This is a genomic window from Streptomyces sp. NPDC029526, from assembly GCF_040637405.1.
Classification (GTDB): Bacteria; Actinomycetota; Actinomycetes; order Streptomycetales; family Streptomycetaceae; genus Streptomyces.
The window spans coordinates 422307-442392 of sequence record NZ_JBEZWE010000001.1; the positions used below are offsets into that span (position 1 = coordinate 422307).

The 20086-nt window shown below is 72.4% G+C and carries 20 protein-coding genes; 15 read left to right on the forward strand and 5 right to left on the reverse strand.

From position 1 onward, the window contains the following. Positions 1-41: 41 nt before the first annotated feature. From lipA to AB0F01_RS01900, 3 genes are all read left to right on the forward strand, one after another. Positions 42-1007 carry a lipoyl synthase gene (gene lipA / locus AB0F01_RS01890; RefSeq protein ID WP_362089139.1) on the forward strand — a complete coding sequence of 322 codons (966 nt, stop codon included), beginning with the start codon at positions 42-44 and terminating at the stop codon, positions 1005-1007. Positions 1008-1393: 386 nt separating this feature from the next. Further along, positions 1394-1594, forward strand: a complete 201-nt coding sequence (locus tag AB0F01_RS01895; protein ID WP_362089140.1) for a hypothetical protein — start codon at positions 1394-1396, stop codon at positions 1592-1594. Between the two features lie 160 nt (positions 1595-1754). Next, a complete protein-coding gene (locus AB0F01_RS01900) occupies positions 1755-2456 on the forward strand; it encodes a DUF4191 domain-containing protein (RefSeq protein ID WP_362089141.1) in 702 nt (233 codons plus the stop codon). A 466-nt stretch (positions 2457-2922) separates the two neighbouring features. Here the strand turns inward: AB0F01_RS01900 and AB0F01_RS01905 are convergent, their stop codons facing one another. Together AB0F01_RS01905 and AB0F01_RS01910 are read right to left on the reverse strand one after the other, a co-directional pair. Beyond that, the gene (locus tag AB0F01_RS01905; protein ID WP_362089142.1) at positions 2923-3546 is read right to left on the reverse strand and encodes a LysE family translocator; all 624 of its coding nucleotides are present in this window, start codon (positions 3544-3546) and stop codon (positions 2923-2925) included. 28 nt (positions 3547-3574) lie between these two features. Further along, positions 3575-4315, reverse strand: coding sequence for a metallophosphoesterase (locus tag AB0F01_RS01910; RefSeq protein WP_362089143.1), 741 nt, complete (start codon positions 4313-4315; stop codon positions 3575-3577). 170 nt (positions 4316-4485) lie between these two features. Between AB0F01_RS01910 and AB0F01_RS01915 the strand changes: the two genes are divergently transcribed. After that, complete coding sequence (locus tag AB0F01_RS01915) at positions 4486-5103, forward strand: CGNR zinc finger domain-containing protein (protein ID WP_362089144.1); 618 nt, start codon at positions 4486-4488, stop codon at positions 5101-5103. A gap of 328 nt (positions 5104-5431) precedes the next feature. Here AB0F01_RS01915 and AB0F01_RS01920 read toward each other — a convergent pair whose 3' ends face one another. Then, positions 5432-5899 (reverse strand): RDD family protein, encoded by a 468-nt coding sequence (locus AB0F01_RS01920; RefSeq protein ID WP_362089145.1) that lies wholly within the window; start codon positions 5897-5899, stop codon positions 5432-5434. Positions 5900-6109: 210 nt separating this feature from the next. Between AB0F01_RS01920 and glnA the strand changes: the two genes are divergently transcribed. The 4 genes from glnA (at position 6110) to AB0F01_RS01940 (ending at position 9757) form a co-directional block, all read left to right on the forward strand. After that, positions 6110-7519, forward strand: coding sequence for a type I glutamate--ammonia ligase (gene glnA, locus AB0F01_RS01925; protein ID WP_362089146.1), 1410 nt, complete (start codon positions 6110-6112; stop codon positions 7517-7519). A gap of 77 nt (positions 7520-7596) precedes the next feature. Further along, complete coding sequence (locus tag AB0F01_RS01930; RefSeq protein ID WP_362089147.1) at positions 7597-7917, forward strand: hypothetical protein; 321 nt, start codon at positions 7597-7599, stop codon at positions 7915-7917. 137 nt (positions 7918-8054) lie between these two features. Further along, complete coding sequence (locus tag AB0F01_RS01935; protein WP_362089148.1) at positions 8055-8312, forward strand: hypothetical protein; 258 nt, start codon at positions 8055-8057, stop codon at positions 8310-8312. Positions 8313-8377: 65 nt separating this feature from the next. Next, a complete protein-coding gene (locus AB0F01_RS01940) occupies positions 8378-9757 on the forward strand; it encodes a hypothetical protein (RefSeq protein WP_362089149.1) in 1380 nt (459 codons plus the stop codon). Positions 9758-10056: 299 nt separating this feature from the next. Here AB0F01_RS01940 and AB0F01_RS01945 read toward each other — a convergent pair whose 3' ends face one another. Continuing rightward, positions 10057-10371: a hypothetical protein gene (locus tag AB0F01_RS01945; protein ID WP_362090183.1), complete on the reverse strand. Its 315-nt coding sequence runs from the start codon at positions 10369-10371 to the stop codon at positions 10057-10059. Positions 10372-10609: 238 nt separating this feature from the next. Between AB0F01_RS01945 and AB0F01_RS01950 the strand changes: the two genes are divergently transcribed. The 6 genes from AB0F01_RS01950 (at position 10610) to AB0F01_RS01975 (ending at position 17188) form a co-directional block, all read left to right on the forward strand. Next, complete coding sequence (locus AB0F01_RS01950) at positions 10610-10969, forward strand: arsenate reductase family protein (protein ID WP_362089150.1); 360 nt, start codon at positions 10610-10612, stop codon at positions 10967-10969. Between the two features lie 127 nt (positions 10970-11096). Next, complete coding sequence (locus AB0F01_RS01955; RefSeq protein ID WP_362089151.1) at positions 11097-11774, forward strand: hypothetical protein; 678 nt, start codon at positions 11097-11099, stop codon at positions 11772-11774. Between the two features lie 395 nt (positions 11775-12169). Then, entirely contained in the window at positions 12170-13198 is a 1029-nt protein-coding gene (gene glnII, locus AB0F01_RS01960; RefSeq protein ID WP_362089152.1) for a glutamine synthetase, read from the forward strand. 398 nt (positions 13199-13596) lie between these two features. After that, positions 13597-14232 (forward strand): winged helix-turn-helix domain-containing protein, encoded by a 636-nt coding sequence (locus AB0F01_RS01965; protein WP_362089153.1) that lies wholly within the window; start codon positions 13597-13599, stop codon positions 14230-14232. Positions 14233-14347: 115 nt separating this feature from the next. Beyond that, on the forward strand, positions 14348-15358 hold the full coding sequence (locus tag AB0F01_RS01970) for an SDR family oxidoreductase (protein ID WP_362089154.1): 1011 nt from the start codon (positions 14348-14350) through the stop codon (positions 15356-15358). Between the two features lie 348 nt (positions 15359-15706). Continuing rightward, entirely contained in the window at positions 15707-17188 is a 1482-nt protein-coding gene (locus tag AB0F01_RS01975) for a DUF1996 domain-containing protein (protein ID WP_362089155.1), read from the forward strand. Positions 17189-17351: 163 nt separating this feature from the next. On the opposite strand, the gene AB0F01_RS01980 is transcribed toward AB0F01_RS01975, so the two are convergent. Continuing rightward, on the reverse strand, positions 17352-17822 hold the full coding sequence (locus tag AB0F01_RS01980) for a hypothetical protein (protein ID WP_362089156.1): 471 nt from the start codon (positions 17820-17822) through the stop codon (positions 17352-17354). 244 nt (positions 17823-18066) lie between these two features. Between AB0F01_RS01980 and AB0F01_RS01985 the strand changes: the two genes are divergently transcribed. After that, positions 18067-20031 (forward strand): hypothetical protein, encoded by a 1965-nt coding sequence (locus AB0F01_RS01985; RefSeq protein ID WP_362089157.1) that lies wholly within the window; start codon positions 18067-18069, stop codon positions 20029-20031. Positions 20032-20086 lie beyond the last annotated feature (55 nt).

Genomic DNA, 20086 nt, shown 5'->3' on the forward strand with positions numbered 1-20086 from the left:
ACCCTGGGGAACGCCGAAGAATCAAACGCTAGGGAGCCGATGTGTCCGCAGTCGCACCCGACGGACGCAAGATGCTGCGCCTGGAGGTCCGCAACAGCCAGACCCCCATCGAGCGCAAGCCCGAGTGGATCAAGACCCGGGCCAAAATGGGCCCCGAATACTCCAAGATGCAGAACCTGGTCAAGAGCGAGGGTCTGCACACGGTCTGCCAGGAAGCCGGCTGCCCGAACATCTACGAGTGCTGGGAGGACCGCGAGGCCACCTTCCTGATCGGCGGCGACCAGTGCACCCGGCGCTGCGACTTCTGCCAGATCGACACCGGCAAGCCGGAGGCGCTCGACCGTGACGAGCCGCGCCGGGTGGGCGAGTCCGTGGTCACCATGGACCTGAACTACGCCACCATCACCGGCGTCGCCCGCGACGACCTGGAGGACGGCGGCGCCTGGCTCTACGCGGAGACCGTGCGCCAGATCCACGCCCAGACCGCGCAGCGCGCCGACGGCCGCACCAAGGTCGAGCTGCTGGCCCCCGACTTCAACGCCGTGCCCGAGCAGCTGGCCGAGGTCTTCTCCTCCCGGCCCGAGGTGTTCGCGCACAACGTGGAGACGGTGCCCCGGATCTTCAAGCGGATCCGCCCCGGCTTCCGCTACGAGCGCTCGCTGAAGGTCATCACCGAGGCCCGTGACGTCGGCCTGGTCACCAAGTCCAACCTGATCCTCGGCATGGGCGAGACCCGCGAGGAGGTCAGCGAGGCGCTGAAGCAGCTGCACGACGCGGGCTGCGAGCTGGTGACCATCACCCAGTACCTGCGCCCGTCGGTGCGCCACCACCCGGTGGAGCGCTGGGTGAAGCCGCACGAGTTCGTGGAGCTGAAGGAGGAGGCCGAGCAGATCGGCTTCTCCGGCGTCATGTCCGGCCCGCTGGTGCGCTCCTCGTACCGCGCGGGGCGGCTCTACCAGATGGCCGTGGAGAAGCGCGGCAGCTACGTCGCCGCCCAGGCGGTCTGACGACGCCCCGGCGCCCCATCGCCGTGACCGGGCGGGGCAACCGCCGCCCCAGCACCGTGGCGTTCCGGCCGCCGGGTATGCCTGTGAAATCGCGCACAAGAAACTACCGGCCAGTAATGGCCGAGAGCACGCGGTCCCGCTCGTCCTCGCAGATGAGGGCGCACGGCGGGGCCGCGTCCTCGTTCGCGGGCCCGGTACCGGGCCTTCACGGGTGTTTGACCGGCGGGTCACGTCCTGGTAACACCAAACAGTGACCCTGGAATGACAGCACGTACACCGCACGTACCCGCCCGTGCCTCCCGGCACCGCGTCACCCACGTGCGTCCGACCACGTGCATCCGACCAGTGCATCCGACAACGGAACCGTACCGAGAGGGACACCCGTCATGCAGGCCGCGCCCGTCCGCGCCACCGCCATCCCGTCCTTCACCACCGCCCTGCGAGCCGTCGAGTCGCTGCTGATGAGCAGCGGCCAGCGCACGGCCCGCCGCAACGCCTGGACCTCCGTCCAGGAGGACCGCCGCCGCGCCAAGGACCGGGTCGAGAGCGAGCGCGCGCTGCAGCAGTCGCTGCTCACGCGCCCCTGATCCGGCCGCGCCCCGTCACGCGGGCCGGAGGTGTCCCGTCCCGCGAGCCCACCGCGTCCCGCCGCCCGGGGCACCTCTGGCCCGCCCGTGTCCCGCCCGGAGGCTCCCCGGCCGGGCACTGCCGTCGATCGCGCTCCGGGGGACACGTAGACTTCTGGGCATGGCGAGGAAGGAAACCGCAGCGGACGCTGCGAACCCCGGGCGACTGAAGCAGATCGCCCTGACCTACAAGATGACCCGCAGGGCCGACAAGAAGATCGGTCTTGTACTCGCGGCTGTCGGAATCGTCACCTTCGGTGTCTTCCTCGCGATCGGTTTCTTGATCGGGCACCCCATCTATCTCGGCATCCTGGGCTTCCTGCTCGCCTTCCTCGCGACGGCGATCGTGTTCGGGCGCCGGGCCGAGCGGGCCGCGTTCGGTCAGATGGAGGGCCAGCCGGGCGCCGCCGCGGCCGTGCTGGACAACATCGGCCGGGGCTGGACGACCACCCCGGCGGTGGCCATGAACCGCAACCAGGACGTGGTGCACCGCGCGGTCGGCAAGGCCGGCATCATCCTGGTCGCCGAGGGCAACCCGAACCGGGTGAAGACCCTGCTGGCGGCGGAGAAGAAGCGGATGAACCGCATCGTCGCCGACGTCCCGGTGCACGACCTGATCGTGGGCACGGGCGAGGGCCAGGTCCCGCTGAAGAAGCTGCGCACGACCATGCTGAAGAAGCCCCGGGTGCTCACCGGCCCCCAGGTCACCGCGACCAACGACCGGCTGCGCGCGCTCGGCGACCTGATGAACAACATGCCGCTGCCGAAGGGCCCGATGCCCAAGGGCATGAAGCTGCCGAAGGGCGGCCCCCGGCCGCGCTGACCTCCTGTCGCTGCCGTACACGACGCGCTGAGGGGCGCCCGGAGTGATCCGGGCGCCCCTCAGCGTTTCGCGTTGCCCGTGGGTACGGTGCCGCGCGGGGCGGCGCTGCGCGGTGCGCGGGCGCTGCGTGTGACAGCTGTGCGGGGGCGGTCGCGTGTGACGCTCGTGCGGGGCAGTCGTGCGGGACGTCGTGCGGGGCCGTCGTAGGGGAGTCGGGGCACAGCGGCGCCCTGTGTCGTTCCGTGTCCCGTCCCGGCCGGTCGTATACGGCCCAGTCGACTCGGACACCAAAGAGCAAGTAACCCGCCGGTGGCTTCAGTGCTACGCGACGGCGGTCTTCGTCGGCCGGCGGAAATCGTCCTGGTCGTGTCGAGGTGTCCGTGCACCGTGGCACGAGCCACTGAGCATGTCGGCAATCTGCTGGACAGTCCTGTCCGGGCGCCGTGGAGCTGCTGGCGCTCTCGGACTACGTCACGGCGCTCCGAATGCCGAGGGCGATGAGGACCACTGACGTCGTCCTGGCGGCAGCTTGCTTGAAACGGGGCGTGCGCAGGGCATGTGAGGCACGCAGGACGAGGAAGGTCCAAACGGCGAGCCAGAGTGCGATCAGCAGCGCGTGGGCGGTGGCCATCGTGAGGATCTGGCCGCCGAAGGGCTGGTGAGGTGCGATGAACTGGGGGACCAAGGTCAAGTAGATGGCTGCTGCCTTCGGGTTGAGGACGTTGGCGAGGAGCGCTTGGGCGAAGACGGAGTCCGAACCCTTCGGCCGACGTTCGCGGAGGGGGACGGGTGCCGCGTTCGGTGGGGCGGAACGCCACGTCCATATGCCCAGGCCGATGAGATACGCGGCACCGACGAGCTTGACGGCGGTGAAGGCCAGGCTGGAGTGCATGACCAGGGCTGACAGGCCGGCAGTGGCGAGAGCAGCGTGGATGTACAGGCCGGTGACCGTGCCGAGGATGACGGGAAGAGCCTGATGGCGCCCGCTGTCGGTGACATGTCGGATCAGCAGGGCCAGACTGGCTCCGGGGGCGGCGATCAGAGGAAGGACCGCCACCAGGAACCCGGCGATGGCGTAGGGGTGGACCACGATGCCTCCGGACCGTGCGAGCGGGTGATCACGTGACGACGCGGTAGTGGGTGGTCAGGCGCCGGTCGTCGGACAGGACGTGGAACGCGAGGCCGGGCGGCTGGTCACGGTCTGCGGCCGTGTCGCCTTCCCAGGGCATGCGCAGGGTCCAGGTGATGGCTGGTCCGACGATCAGCGGACGCGAGGCGAAGATCGAGGCGGCCGCGGTGTGGGCGTGGCCGGTGAGGACGGCGGCGACCTGCGGGTGCGCGTCGAGCAGGTCGGCCAATTGTTCGGGCTCTTCGAGCATGCCGGAGTCGGGCAGGGGGTGGTGGAGTTCGACCGGCGGCTGGTGGAAGGCGATCAGTGCAGCGGTGTCCTGTGGCAGCGCGGTGAGGGTGGTGTCGATCCAGGAGAGTGTCTGGGCGTCAAGGCGTCCCTCGTCGCGGCCCGGGATGGTGGAGTCGCACATCAGGATGGCGGTACCGCCGATGTCGTGGGCCCGATTGACGGGGCCATGGTCGGGGGCTTCTCCGAGCAGGGCCTTGCGGTAGGCGGGTCGCACGTCGTGGTTTCCGGGGCAGGTGAGCACCGGGAAGGGGGCGGCCAGGATCTGTGTCGCTTCCTCGTACTCGGCCTCCTCGCCGTGATCGGCGATGTCGCCGGTGACCAGGAGCGCGTCGACCGGGCGAGGCAGGGCTCGTAAGTAGTCCATGACGCGGGTGGCGCGTCGCGTTGCCCTCTCGCTGCCGTCCAGGTGCAGGTCGCTGATCTGTGCAAGCAGCGTCATTCGCAGTTGCCTCCCAGGGCGCGCCCAGGCGCCGTAGTGTGCCGGGGCAGGTGTCCCCACCCACTCCACCTAACGGAAGTTTTTGGTTTTTCCGTTAGGGACACTACGGTGTACCCAGGGATGTGATCAAGAGGTTGACGACCGGGCACCGAGATGGGAGGGAACGTCCTGTGGAGCGCTGGCTTGCACTGGAACTGGCGAGCACGATCCGCCACGACGGAGACGGCGGCGTCGCCGACGACCTCGCCACAGTCGAGGGAACAACGCACTGGATCCACGAGCAGCGGGATCTGCTGGCCCACCAGATTCCGGCCGGAGAACTCGTGGCGGACGAAAACCTCAGGCTGGGGATCATCGAGCTCCGGCAGGCGGTCCGGGCCCTGTTCGCCCGAGCGGTCAGTCCGGCTCCCCCCAGCCCGGCGGACGCCCATCGCCTGATGACTGCCGACCAGGCAATGGCCCACCTCAACACTGCTGCCGCGCGGGAACTGGTCGCCCCGCAGATCGACTGGCCCGCCGGAGGGGCCCCGACCGCCCGGTTGACATCGGTGGAGAACGATCCGTACGTCCGGCTTGTCGCGGCCCTCGCCCGAGCCGCCATCGACTTTCTCAGCGGCCCGCAGTGCACCCGGTTGCGATCCTGCACCGCGCCCCGCTGCGTGCGCTACTTCGTCAAGAGCCACGGGCGGCAGGAGTGGTGCAAGCCGTCATGCGGAAACCGCGCCCGGGCAGCTCGTCACTACAGACGTCAGCGCACGCCGGTTGACGGCGGTTCTGCCCCGTCCTGATCGCTCAGGAAAACCCAGGGCCGCGCCATGGATCCCTCCCACCATGGGGGGAGAAGGCGTTCCCCACGGCCGTCCGGCCGCATCCGCGCCGAATACGCCACTGTCCGGTCCGTCGGCCGCCCGGTCGACGGCATCTCACGGTCCGGCCCCCATGCGCTGATCTCACGACGCCATGACCGGGGACCAGTGTTTCGCGGTACTGACCAGGGCCCATACCGGCATCCCGGGCGGTGGCCGCGGGTGGTGCAATCGAGTGGTGCAGCGGGTCAGGAGGTCAGGGGACGGTCCGTCCCGGACCTTCGAAGCCGCACCCGGTCCGCCGGGAGCCTCAGATCCGCACCTCGACCGTGCCGGCCATCCGGTCGTGCAGACCCCGGCCGTCGCGGTCCCAGATCAGCGCGGGCAGGGCCAGGCAGAGCAGCAGGCTGCGCAGCAGCGCACGCGCCGGCTGGACGCCCCCGGTGTTCAGGGCCACCACGCGCAGCCCGAACAGCCGCTTGCCCGGCGTGCAGCCGATCGTCCCGACGGTGAGCACGCTCATGACGAAGAAGATGAGCAGCGCCCAGTTCGACGAGGTCTGGCCGTAGCTGCCGGTGATCAGCTGGGACGCGATCAGCGCGCACATCGCCCAGTCCACCGCCAGCGCGCCGAGCCTGCGGCCGGGGCGGGCGATCGAGCCCGGCCCGTCCTCGGGCAGCCCGAGCTGCTCGCCCCGGTACCCGAAGTCGGCACCGGCGTCCTCCATGGCCGCACGGGGGCCGGAGAGCCATGATCCGATTGCTTGCCTGTTGTCCACCCGTCCACGGTACTGCGCCCGCATATGACCGGAGCAGGGCGGGGTGTGTCCGGGACCTCGCCGCGGAGGGCCCGGTTAACGTGTGCGAAACAAATGGGTCACGCCCGAGAAATCACCCGTCCTTAGGGTCGAACACAGCGTGTGCCACCCGCACTGGCCGCACGAACGATCTACCACCCCGGCGGGACGGTCGGGAGTAGGAGGAGCTGGATGTTCCAGAACGCCGACGAGGCCAAGAAGTTCATCGCGGACGAGGACGTCAAGTTCATCGACGTCCGGTTCTGCGACCTCCCGGGTGTGATGCAGCACGTCACGGTCCCTGCCGAGGCGTTCGACCCGGACGAGGAGCTGGCCTTCGACGGATCCTCGATCCGCGGGTTCCAGGCCATCCACGAGTCCGACATGTCGCTGCGCGCCGACCTGTCCACGGCCCGCGTCGACTCGTTCCGCCGCGACAAGACGCTGAACATCAACTTCTTCATCCACGACCCGATCACGGGCGAGCAGTACTCCCGCGACCCGCGGAACGTGGCCCGCAAGGCCGAGGCGTACCTGGCCTCCACCGGCATCGCGGACACCGCGTTCTTCGGTCCCGAGGCCGAGTTCTACGTCTTCGACAGCGTGCGCTTCAAGACCTCCGAGAACGAGTCCTTCTACCACATCGACTCCGAGGCGGGCGCCTGGAACACCGGTGCGCTGGAGGACAACCGCGGCTACAAGGTCCGCTACAAGGGCGGCTACTTCCCGGTCCCGCCGGTCGACCACTTCGCCGACCTGCGCGCCGAGATCTCCCTGGAGCTGGCCAAGGCCGGCCTGAAGGTCGAGCGCCAGCACCACGAGGTGGGCACCGCCGGCCAGGCCGAGATCAACTACAAGTTCAACACGCTGCTCGCCGCCGCCGACGACCTCCAGCTCTTCAAGTACATCGTGAAGAACGTCGCCTGGCGCAACGGCAAGACCGCGACCTTCATGCCGAAGCCGATCTTCGGTGACAACGGCTCGGGCATGCACGTCCACCAGTCCCTGTGGACGGGCGGCGAGCCGCTGTTCTACGACGAGCAGGGCTACGCCGGCCTGTCGGACACCGCCCGGTACTACATCGGCGGCATCCTCAAGCACGCCCCGTCGCTGCTGGCGTTCACCAACCCGACGGTGAACTCGTACCACCGCCTGGTGCCGGGCTTCGAGGCCCCCGTCAACCTGGTGTACTCGCAGCGCAACCGCTCCGCCGCGATGCGCATCCCGATCACCGGGTCCAACCCGAAGGCCAAGCGCGTCGAGTTCCGCGCCCCGGACGCCTCCGGCAACCCGTACCTGGCGTTCTCCGCGCTGCTGCTGGCCGGCCTGGACGGCATCAAGAACAAGATCGAGCCGGCCGAGCCGATCGACAAGGACCTCTACGAGCTGGCTCCCGAGGAGCACGCCAACGTGGCCCAGGTCCCGACCTCGCTCCCCGCCGTCCTCGACCACCTCGAGGCCGACCACGAGTTCCTCCTCCAGGGCGACGTCTTCACCCCCGACCTGATCGAGACGTGGATCGACCTCAAGCGCACCAGCGAGATCGCCCCGCTGCAGCTGCGCCCGCACCCGCACGAGTTCGAGCTGTACTTCGACGTGTGACAGCGCCCCGGGCCGGAACGGGCAACCGCTTCCGGCCCGGCCGCCTTCCGGGTCCGTCGGCCGTGTTCCCTCCCGTGGTGGGGACACGGCCGACGCCCGTTCCGGCCGGGAAGAACGGACGGACGCCGCGGGCGCGCCCCGATCCGTTCCGGGCCATCACGGAGAAGGCCGAAGAGGCATCGTCCCCGGTCCACGACGACCTCCCCGGCGCATGCTCCTACGCCTGGCAGGCGGTGATGCGGGTCAACGGCCAGAACGCCGCGAACCTGCCCACGGTGCAGGGCATCGCGGTCACCGTGGCCGTCGTCGATGCACAGAGGCAACAGGTCAGGCGTGCCGGCATCGGCGGCATCCGGCAGGTGGTGGTGGGTACTCCGCTCTTCGTCGAGCAGATGTGACGCACCCGCCCCGGGTGTCTCCCGGCCGGGGCGCTCCGGTGGGCGCCGGCGGCCGCCCGTGGCCGGAACACTTCCGCCGCGGGCGGGTGTCGGGGGACCATGGGTCCTGACACTGTTGTTCGAGAGAGGTCACGGGGATGCCGGAGAGGGACGAAGAGGAGCGGGAGTTCGACATCAGGTGGGCCGACGACGCCCCGCACAAGGAGCCGTCGGCGCGGGCCCGCATGCTCGCCGCCCGGTGGAAGGACAACCCTCCCGGGCCGGTCCCCTTCCGCCCCGAACCGGAGCACCGCGGGTCGGCCGGGCGCTCCCGTTGGACGTCGACCGTCCTCGTCCTCGGCGGGATCGTCGCGGTGATCCTGCTGCTCGGGTACATCGGCTTCCGGCCGTACTGATTCTTCCGCGACAGCCGCTCCCCCTGCTTCTAGGATCGGCCGGAACGACAGCGCACGGGGGGGGCGTGGTGGACGTGGGGCGTGAAGAGGCGGCGGCGGTGCGGCTGCTCGGCGGGCCGTTCCCGGCGGGCGGCCTGGACAGTGGTGATGCCGGGGCCTGGGCGGCCTTCGACCTGGAGGTCCGGTGGGACATCCGGTACGGGTCGGCGCCGTCCGACGGTCCGGACGCTCTCGGTCCGGACCCGGTGGCGCGGGCCGCGCGGGCGCTCTGCCATCCGGACGGCCGCGTGCGCGAGGCGGCCCTCGGCGAGGCCGTGGCGCACCCGGTGCTGCTGCCGCTGCTGGTCCTGCGGGCGGCCGACTGGGTCGCACCGGTGCGGGAGCGGGCCCGCCGGCTGCTGACCGGGGTGCTCGACGTGCGGTCGGCGGTCGCCCTGGCGCCGGTGGTCCTGCGGACCGGGGAGCGCGAGCGCGGGACGTTCGCGGTCGGGCTGCTGGGCGCCGTGCTGCGCCAGGCGCCGCGCGAGGAGATGCTGCGGGTCTGCGCCCACCCGGAACGGGCCGTGCGCCGGTTCGCCGTCCGGCTGGCCGTCGAGGAGGGGCGGTTCTCCCCCGCCGAGCTGGCCCGGCGCGCCCACGCGGACTCCGACGTCGTCGTCCAGTCGGTGTGCGCCGACGCCGCGCTGGCCGCCCTGGCGCACGGGGACGACCCGGACGGGGTGCTGGAACCGCTGCTGACCGCCCGCGCTCCGCGGGTGCGGGCGGCCGGTGTCACGGCGCTGCGGCGGGCGGGACTGCCCCGGCGCGCCCAGGACTTCCTGGCCGACCGGTCGGCGCTCGTCCGGGCCTGTGCTCGGTACGTGGTGCGGCAGGACGGCCGGGACCCGCTGGTCTGGTACCGGGAGCGGTGCGCCGGCCCGGAGGTCCCGCCGGGCGCGGTGATCGGGCTGGCGGAGTGCGGGCAGCGGGGGGACACCGCCGTGCTGGAGCCCTTGCTCGGCCATGCGGAGCCTCGGGTCCGGGCGCGGGCGGTGGCCGGACTGCGGGTCCTGGACGCGGCCGACACGGCACGACTGCTGCCGCTGCTCGACGACCCGGCGCCCGGTGTGGTGCGGGAGGTGGTGGCCGCGCTGCTGCCCTCCGCCCGGTCGCTGCCGGACGGGGCGCTGACGGACCGCCTGGCGGGTCACCGGCCCCGGGCGACCCGGGTGGGTGCGTTCCGGCTGCTGGCAGCCCGCGGGGATGTGGTGGGGCTGCGGACGGCGGTGGAACTGCTGGGGGACGCGGACGACGGGCTGCGGGAGCGGGCGGAGCGGGCGGTCCGGCGGTGGAGGCCGACGGAGCTCGGGAACCCGGAGATGGGTGCCCTGCTGGAGGGCGTCAGGCACCTCTTCGACGAGGACGCCTTCGCCCGGCGCAGGTGGATGGCGGGCCTGCCCCGGTGACGCGGTGACCCGGGTCCCCCGCGGCCCGGTGACCCGGGTCCCCCGCGGCCCGGTGACCCGGTGACCCGGTGCTCGGCTCACGGGAGCCGCCGGGTGGTCCCGGGGGTGACCGGCCGTCCCCGGGAGCCGCGGTGCCGTGGCTCCGATCCGCCGGGACCCGGGCCGGACCCGGGCCGCCGGACCCACTGAACCCGGGCGCTCCGCCGGCCGAGGGCCCGGACCACGGCGGGCCGACGGCCCGGGGCGGGGCCCGGAGCCCGAGGACCGGTGCGGGGACCGGCCCCGGAGCCCCGCCGCCTTCAGCGGTTGTAGCGCATGAAGGCGCGGACCATGTGGCACGTGGTGTCCGACGGCGGGTGCACGCCGATCATCTCCGCGGCGCTGCGGATCGTCTCGTTGAGTGCCTGGGCGGGCAGGTAGACGCCGGAGTCGAGCAGGGCTATGGCCAGGCGCATCGCCTTCAGCCGGCGGTTGTGCGTGACGTACCAGTCGCGGGGGCGGCCGGGCGGGAGCGGGCGCTTCTCGACGGGGGCGCAGGGCAGTTCGAGCAGGACGGGGCGCTGGGCGGTGGACTGGGTGGGCAGGGGCTTCGGCTTCAGGGCGGCAGCGGGCACGGGCATCCTCCAGTCGCGGTCGGGGCAGGCTCCGGAGTCGACGGCGACCCCGGCGATTCCCTCGAACACTGCTTCCAGTGTACTGCCCGGCACTGACATTCCGGGGGCCTGCGGACAACCACAAAAGCCCTGCTCAGATCGCGATTTGAGGACACGTCACGGGTGGTTCGAGGGAGGCGCGCGGGGCGTCTGGAATTCGAACAGAGCGGATCCGTGCGGGCGGGCGTACGGTGGGCCCATGGAGATCTGGATCAACCCGGCCTGTTCCAAGTGCCGCAGCGCGATCGGCCTGCTCGACGCGGAGGGTGCCGAGTACACCGTCCGGCGCTACCTGGAGGACGTACCGAGCGAGGACGAGATCCGCGAGGTGCTCGGACGGCTCGGACTGGAGCCGTGGGACATCACGCGCACCCAGGAGGCCGCGGCCAAGGAACTGGGGCTCAAGGACTGGCCGCGCGACGCCGGCGCGCGGGACCGGTGGATCGCGGCGCTCTCGGAGCACCCCAAGCTGATCCAGCGGCCCATCATCACGGCCGACGACGGCACGGCGGTGGTCGGCCGCAGCGAGGAGGCGGTGCGGGACGCGCTGTCCCGGTAGCACGGACGCCCCTCAACGACCGTGTGACGCAGGTTACTTCGTGGACTTGCCCCGGCCGGTGAGCAACTCCGTTCGGTATCTCGTACATAGCGACGTCCGCTCCCCCCATCCTTTCCAGGAGGCGCGCATGTCGCGTAGGAGAACTCTCGGTCCGAAGAAGAAGCTGGCGCTGTTGCTGAGCGCTGCGACGGTGGCGGGAGGCGGCGCCTTCTTCATGGCGACGACGTCGAACGCCGCCCAGACGCCGTCCGTCAAGGCGGCGGGCGACTCGACCGTGTGTCAGGGCCTGGCCACCGCGCTCGGCAACAACCAGAAGTTCATCGAAGGCCAGCGGGCGGCCCCCGACGCCCAGTCGGAGGCCAGGATCGCCAACCGCGAGGCGGTCATCGAGGAGATCAAGCGCAAGCAGGAGGCATCCGGGTGCACGGTGGGGGAGTCGGCTCAGGGCTCCCAGGCCGGTGGTCAGCCGGCGGCGCCCTCCCAGCCCGCGCCGGGTGAGCAGGCGGGCGGCGGTGACGCCGCGCAGAACCCGGGCGGTGACGGCGCCGCGGCCGTGGGCGAGCAGGTGTGCAACGGCTCGACGGTCACCCTCTCCGGCGAGCCGGGCGCCCCGGCCGCGTCCAGCAACCAGTTCCCGGCCGGGACGAAGCTGAAGGTCACCAACCTGGACAACAACAAGTCCACGACGGTGGAGGTCACCTCCACCTCCGGGAGCTGTGTCCTGCTCAACGACGCCGCCTTCGAGCAGGTCCGGGAGCCCGGCAGGTTCCTGATCCGCCGGGCCGTGATCGAGAAGGTGGGGTGACGCCCGGGCCGTCAGGAATTCCCCGACGGCGGTCCCCTCGCGGGGGGCGAGGCGTGTTTTTCGGCCACGTCTCGGCTCAGGACCGCCGTCCCACGGGGGCCCGCCGCTCCGGCCAGGAGCGGCGGGCCCCCGCCCGTGTCCCCCGGGCCCGCGCCGGCCGCACGGCATACGACAGCCGTACGGCGTACGAGGCCCGGGAGGCCCCACCAGCGGCGGCGTACGCCGGACGGCGTACGGCGAGGCGGGCGCGGCGGAGTCGGTAACACGGCATTCACGTGCGGGCAATGGACGGGAAATCGCCTGTTGACACGCTGTGGGACATCAGCGTGGCGCCCGCCGGGCGCGGCGCGGCAGCACCCGCACCAGCGCCCCGACCTCCCCGAAGGATGTGGACCGTGAGCTTCAAGGCCGAGTACATCTGGATCGACGGCACCGAGCCGACCGCCAAGCTGCGGTCCAAGACGAAGATCCTCACCGACGGCGACAAGGGCGCCGACCTGCCGGTCTGGGGCTTCGACGGGTCGTCCACCAACCAGGCCGAGGGCCACGCCTCGGACCGCGTCCTCAAGCCGGTCTTCGTGTGCCCGGACCCGATCCGCGGCGGCGACGACGTGCTGGTGCTGTGCGAGGTCCTGCACACCGACATGACGCCGCACGAGTCCAACACCCGGGCCGCCCTGGCCGAGGTGGCCGAGCGGTTCGCCGCCCAGGAGCCGATCTTCGGCATCGAGCAGGAGTACACCTTCTTCCGGGACGGCCACCCGCTGGGCTTCCCCAAGGGCGGCTTCCCCGCGCCGCAGGGCGGCTACTACTGCGGTGTCGGCTCCGACGAGATCTTCGGCCGGGACGTCGTCGAGGCGCACCTGGACAACTGCCTGAAGGCGGGGCTCGGCATCAGCGGCATCAACGCCGAGGTCATGCCCGGCCAGTGGGAGTTCCAGGTCGGCCCGCTGGCCCCGCTGGAGGTCGCCGACCAGCTGTGGGTGGCCCGCTGGCTGCTGTACCGCACCGCGGAGGACTTCGGCGTCGCCGCGACCCTCGACCCCAAGCCGGTCAAGGGCGACTGGAACGGCGCGGGCGCCCACACCAACTTCTCCACCAAGGCCATGCGCGAGGGCTACGACGCCATCATCACGGCCTGCGAGTCGCTGGGCGAGGGCTCCAAGCCGCTGGACCACGTCAAGAACTACGGTTCCGGCATCGACGACCGTCTCACCGGCCTGCACGAGACGGCCCCCTGGGACCAGTACTCCTACGGCGTCTCGGACCGCGGTGCCTCGGTGCGCATCCCGTGGCAGGTGGAGAAGGACGGCAAGGGCTACATCGAGGACCGCCGCCCCAACGCCAACGTCGACCCGTACGTGGTGACGCGCCTGCTGGTCGACACCTGCTGCACCGCGCTGGAGAAGGCCGGCCAGGTCTGATCTCCGCGGTTCGTACCGTCAGCCGTCCGTGAGGGGGCGTCCGCCGTACCGGCGGGCGTCCCCTCGCGGCGTCGCGGGCCGGGCGGGTGTCCGAGCCGTGGGAACGGGCTCCTGCGGGCGGGCCGGGTCTGCTTCAATGGGGGCATGGCCAGCCACCGGAAGTCCGTCGCGACGGGTCGCCACGACCTCGAGCCCTTCTGGCCCTCCCGGCAGCACCACGACTTCGACCGGGTGTGTTGTCGCGCGTCCCACGCGCCGGCCCGGTAGAGCACCGCACCACCCCCTCCGGTCTCCCGGCGCGCACCGCGTACGTCCACGACGGTCCGCCCCGGTCCTCTCCTCGCGCGGCCGTCGTCCCTCCCGACGCACGTCCCTCCGCGCGAAAGAGCTGATCCGTCATGGCGACCCCCCGTTCCCTCCCCCGTCCCCTGTCCACCGCCACCGCCACCCGCGAGGCGCCCCCCGCCGTCTCCTCCGCCGTCTCCCCCGCCGCGTCAGCGGGCCGTCCCCGGCACCGGCTGCGCGCCGTCGACCGGGACGACGTGGTCACCGTCGCGGACCTGCTGCCGCCGGGGGCCACCTGGCTGCCCGCGCCCCGGCACACCCTGCCGGTCCTGCCCGGGCAGCCGCCGATGGTCGGCTACCTGGTGCTGGTCCCCGCCGACCAGCAGCCGCCGTTCCCGGTGGCCGGGCCGGACCCGGCGGACCGGACCGGTGCCGACGGCGCCGTTCCCGGGGGCGACGACCTGATCCGCATCGACGCCGCCCGGCGCACCGCCTCCGTGGACGGCCGCGAACTCGACCTCACCTACCTGGAGTTCGAGCTGCTGGCCCATCTCGTCGGCCACCCCCACCGGGTGCACACCCGGGAGCAGCTGGTCGGCACGGTGTGGGGCTACGGCCACGTGGGCGACGGCCGCACCGTCGACGTCCACATCGCGCGGCTGCGCCGCAAGCTGGGGGCCGAGCACCGCGGGGCCATCCGCACGGTGCGTCGCGTGGGCTACCAGTACGTGCCGCCGGCCGGACACTGACCCCGGGCACGCCGAAGGCCCCGCGAGGCGCCCGCCGTCTGCCGTCTGCCGTCTGCCGTCTGCCGTCGGCAGAGTGCCGTTCGTCCCGGCCGCCCGGCCGGGCAGAGTCACCGGCATGAGACTTCTGATGCTGGGCGGTACGGAGTTCGTCGGGCGGAGCGTGGTGGAGGCAGCCCTCGGCCGCGGCTGGGAGGTGACCGTCCTCAACCGGGGGCGGCAGGAGGCGCCGCCGGGCGTGCGGTCCCTGCGAGGCGACCGCACCGCCCCGGACGGGCTCGCCGCACTGGAGGAGGCGCCCGGTGACTGGGACGTCGTCGTCGACACCTGGTCCACCGCGCCGCAGGCCGTGCGGGACACGGCACGACTGCTGCGAAACCGCGCGGCCCGGTACGTGTACGTGTCGAGCTGCTCGGTGTACGCGTGGGCGCCGCCCGCCGGGTACACCGAGCGGGCCCCGGTGGTGGACGGCGCCCGTGCCGACGCGGACCGCACCGACTACGCGCGCGACAAGCGGGGCGGGGAGCTGGCCGCCGTGGACGCCTTCGGCGCGGACCGGTCGGTGCTGGTGCGGGCCGGGCTGATCCTCGGGCCGTACGAGAACGTGGGCCGGCTGCCGTGGTGGCTGACCCGCATGGCGCGCGGCGGCCCGGTCCTCGCCCCGGGCCCGCGGGAGTTGCCGTTGCAGTACGTCGACGCCCGCGATCTGGCCGCCTGGATCCTCGGTGCCGCCGAGCAAGGGCTGAGCGGGCCGTACAACCTGTCGTCCCCGCAGGGCCACGCGACGACGGAGGAACTGCTGCGGGCGTGTGCCGAGGTGACCGGCGGGGCGGCCGAACTGCGCTGGACCGACCCGGAGGTGATCCTCGCGGCGGGCATCGAGCCGTGGACCGGGCTGCCGGTGTGGGTGCCGCCGGGCAGCGAGGGGTACGACGCCCTCTACGGGGCGGACGTGTCCCGGGCCGTCGCCGCCGGTCTGCGCTGCCGTCCGGTGGCCGACACCGTCGCCGACACCTGGCGATGGCTGCGTGGCCTCGGCGGCACGGTCCCCCGGCATCCGGAGCGGACCTACACCTGGCTGGACCCGGAGGTGGAGGCGAGGGTGCTCGCACGGACCGGCCGGGCGTAGGAGGCCGGCCGTACCCCGGGAGGCACATACTCCGCGAACCGGAACGGGTCTCCCGGACAGCGACAACCGGCGCGCGGGGGCCGTTGTCCCGCTATTCACCCGTGGGGTCCGGCATCACCGGCCGTGGACGGTGATGGCGGACCCAGTCCCCCACTCCGGGTGGGTGATTCACAACTCCCGGTATTACAGGGGCCGTTGAAACCCCTGGTCCGTACGAAGTTGTCGGCGATTTCCGGGACGGGTGAACACCCCCGAGGCGGCTCCCGTATTCAAGGGCGCCGCTTCACTCCTGTCGGGCGCCTCGATGCCCCGCAATGGGATGCCCCGCAAGGAAGTCAGAGGAGTTCCATGGGACGCAACACAAGAAAACGCCGTACGCCGCTGGCCACCAAGGCCATTGCCGCATCGGCGGCCCTAGCGCTCGGTGGGGGCGGGCTGATCTGGGCGAACTTCTACGCTTCGGCGCACGAGAAGGCGCCGGACAACCGGACGAAACGGAACGTGTCGCAGGTCGTCACGATCTACTGTCCGGACGTGGGCCAGAAGCTCCGGAACGTGCCGGACCGGGCCCGTGGCGAGGTCGACGGTGAACTGGCCTCGATGGACCAGCAGATCACCGACGCCTACCAGCGCCTGGTCACCACGCGCCGCGCGCAGGCCGGGGACGCGAACTTCGTCCAGAACTCCATTCTGGGTCCGCTCAAGGACCGGCGGAAGGTGCTGATCGACCGCATCAAGCTGCAGATCAACCGGGCCGGCGGCAAGGCTCCCGGCGACCTGGACCGGCTGGCACGGTGCACCGGCCGCCCGGCCGGCGGTCAGAACGGCGGAGGCCAGAACGACGGCGGCCAGAACGACGGAGGCCAGGACGGCGGCGGTCAGCCGGACGACAACGGCAACGGCGTCGCCGGGCCGGTCGCGGACGACTTCATCAAGATCGAGGACGTCCAGCCCAACTCCCGCAATCTGCCGAACGGGCTGCCCGCCAACGGCGACAGCGGCTCCACCGGCACGTTCACCACGGACTGCGGAACCAACGAGAACAACCTGTTCAACAGCGACAACCTGATCGCCGCCCCGGGCGTCGACAACGGCGCGCACCACGTGCACGACTACGTCGGCAACCAGGACAACGACGCGTTCTCCAGCGACGAGGACCTCGCCAACGCCGACACCTCCTGCCAGAACCAGGGCGACAAGTCGACCTACTACTGGCCGGTGCTGCGCCTCCAGGACGGCACCGAGGAGTTCGACGCCAACGACCAGGGCGGCGGCGCCGAGGGCAACATCGGCCGGATCCTCAAGCCGGCCCAGGCCGAGCTGAAGTTCGTCGGCAACAAGCAGGGCGACGTCGTCGCGATGCCGAGGTTCCTGCGCATCATCACCGGTGACGCCAAGTCCTTCGTCAACGGCACCGCGAACGCCAACACCTCGTGGAGCTGCACCGGCTTCGAGGACCGGCAGTCGACGGACAAGTACCCGCTGTGCCCCGAGGGCAGCCAGGTGGTCCGGACGTCCAACTTCCAGAGCTGCTGGGACGGCCAGAACATCGACAGCGCCAACCACCGGGACCACATGGCCTTCGTCCAGGCCGACGGCAGCTGCCCGAACGGCTTCCAGGCCATCCCGCAGCTCCAGGTCAAGCTGGTGTACGACATCCCCACCCCGACCATCGAGAACGGTCAGGTGCAGAACCCGTACGCCGTGGACAGCTTCCCGGAGCAGCTGCACAAGCCGATCACCGACCACAACGACTTCATCAACGTCATGGACGAGGACCTGATGAACGAGGTGGTGGAGTGCATCAACACCGGTAGGGACTGCACGTAGTCGCGGTTCCACCCTCGTCGCACAGACGGGAGGGCCGGTGGCGGGAGTGATCTCCCGCCACCGGCCCTCCGGCGTTTCCCCGTCCCGCGCGCGGCGCACGGCCGCGGGCGAGGTGGTGGGGCGGGGGGCCGGCGTTCTCCCGACCCCGCGCGCGGCGAACGGCTCAGCCGCCGTGCCCGGCGTGGCCGGAGGCGTGCTCGCCGTGCCCGCCCTTCTGGTCGCCGCCGTCACCGCCGCCGTGGCCGCTGTGGTCGATGCCCTCCTCGACGTCGCCGCCGAGCCGGCCCTGCAGGTCCTCCAGCACCTTCTCGTGGCCCACGACGACCCACTTGCGGCCGACGAGGTAGAGACCGCCGTAGTCCTTGGCCGTGTCGATCCACTCGCGCTGACCGCGGTCGGTGGCGAAGGTGGCGAGGATGTACTTCTCCTTGCCCTTCTTGCAGATCGCCTGGCGGATCGTGTCCGCGTCGGTCTGCATGTCCGGGTCGCACTTCACCTCGCTGGCCAGGTGCTCCAGGCTTCCGGTGGCGGTGGGCGGCACGTCCCGCTCCCCGTCGTCGCCGGCCCCGCAGCCCGCCAGCGCCAGTGCCGTCACCACGCCGGTCAGCGCGAGCGTCGGTCGGGTCAGCCTCATGATGTTCCTCCGGTCCTTCCGGCGACATGCCGCACGGAGCCCCGGCGAGGGGCTCTCCGCCTCAGATACGGATCGAACGCCCGGGACGCTCAAAATCCGGGCACGCCCGGCCGCGGAACACCTGCCGACCGGGCCCCCGCCGACCGGGCCGGGACCGGAGCCCACGCCCCGTGCGGCCGGGAGCGGGCGGTGGTGACACGTGCCGTCCGGGTGACCAAGCACGGGTTCGCTCGTTCTGCGATACGTGCAGTCACAGGATGTCGCCCAGCGCCCCGCAGCCTCCTCGCCCGCCGGTCCGGCCGTCGACGTCGAGCATGCCGAGGCCGCCCTCGTCGAGCACTACCCGCGGCTCGTCCGGCTCGCCTACCTGGTGCTGCCGCCCGGCGTCGGCCGCAGCCGCCGGGTGCTGACCGCGCACGCGCTGACCCAGCGGGCGCTGCCCCGGAGCCGTACGTCGGCGCCCGTCATCCCCGCCCAGTCCACCGGCCGGGCCGCCGACCCCGGGTACGCGCTGGTGCGGCTGAAGGTGCTGCGGGCGGCGCTGGAGGCCGGACGGCCGCTGAAGCGCCGGGCGTGGCCGAAGCGGGCCCAGCTGCCGCCGCTGCTGCCCCAGGTGTGGGGCCTGCGGCTGTTCCCCCGCTCGGGCGGCGCCGGGGAACTCGCCCTGGAGCAGCGGCTGGGCGAGCTGTCCGGGGCGGCGCGTGCCGCGTACGTGCTGCGTGGCCTGGAGCGGCTGCCGGACGCCGAGGTGCGCGCGGCGCTGACCGAGGCCGGGGTGGCCGACCCGGACGCCGCGCTGCGGGAGGCGGACCGGGTGCCGGCGGAGTACCGGCTGCTCGGCTCCCCGGAGTTCGACCCGTGCGCGCTCCAGGCCCGCCCCACCGACCTGCTGCGCCGCCGGCAGCACCTGAAGGCCGCCCTGGTCGCCGGGGCGGCGCTCGTGGTGTGCGGTGCGCTGCTGGGGCTGCCCGGCGAGGGCTGGGGTCCCGACGGGGCCGCGGCGCCGCCGTACGCGCAGAACCCGGCCGCGCAGGCCGCCCTGGAACCCGGGCAGCTCACCCGGGTCGCCCCCAGCACGTGGAAGACGTCCGCGCGCACCGACTTCTCCGTCTGGCCCGCCCGCGGTGACGGCGTGGACGACGACGCCCTGCTGCGCCGCGCCCTGGCGGTGTGGGCCCGCCCGGGCGAGCGGGTGCAGGTGTCCGCGACGCCCGGGACGCCCACCGGCGGGCCGGCCGGGCCGCCCCAGCTGCTGTACGCGGGCGCGGTGGACAACGCGCGGGTGGTGATCCTGCACGACGGGCTGCGCGTCGTCCGGTACGCGGAACCCAAGGACGGCACCGACGGCGCCGCCCTGGACTTCGCCCGGGTCGACGGTGCCGGCCGGGCGGAGGCGAGCGCGGTGGTGCTGAGCCGGGCCGACGGCAACGTGCGCTATCTGACGGCGCCGTGGGTGCGGTCGGCGGGCGAGCGGGACCTGCGCGAGCCGGAGGCCGCGGCGATGGACCTCCCGCTGACCGACGGGGTGACGTCACCCCTGGCCAGCCCGGCCCTGCAGCAGGGGGCGTGCTCGTCGTGGAACGTGCTGGAGCTGACCGACGGCACCGGCAGCCGGCTGGTCACCGACCTCGGCGAGGTGGTCCCGGCCCACCTGACGGCCGGCCGGCCCTCCGCGCCGCGTGAGGCGTCCGGCGCGGCGGCACTGCGCACCTGGGCGCCGTACGCCTGCTCGCTGACCGCGATGCGGGCGGCGGGCGTGCGCAGCGTGAACGCCTGGGCGTTCGCCGAGCAGCCGATGCCCGGCGCGCAGGGGGCGGGCGGAGCCGCCGCGCTCCCCGGGTCCGCGGCGGCGACGGCGCAGTGGGTGTGCACCCGGGGCGAGACCTGGCGGGGCGAAGGGGCGCGGGTGATGGCGCAGTTCCGCACGCCGGGCGGGTCGACCGGCGCGGTGACGGCGAAGGCCGAGGACGTCCCGGCGTGCGGGGCGCGCTCCCCGCATGTGCTGGCCGGGGTGCTGTGGAAGGCGGAGGAGACGGGGACCTGGCACCTGCTGGCCGCCGGGAGCCGCGACGTGGCGTCGGTGACGGCGACGGGCGGCGTCCGGGGCACCGCGCGGGGCAACCTGTTGTCCGTCGAGGCCGAAGAGGGCGCCCGTGCCGACCTGGAGGGCACCCTGAAGGACGGCGGGACCCTCCGGGGGCTCGGCTGACCGGTCGCCGAACACCCGCGCTCGGTCCGGACCGTTCGCGGCTGGAATCGATCGG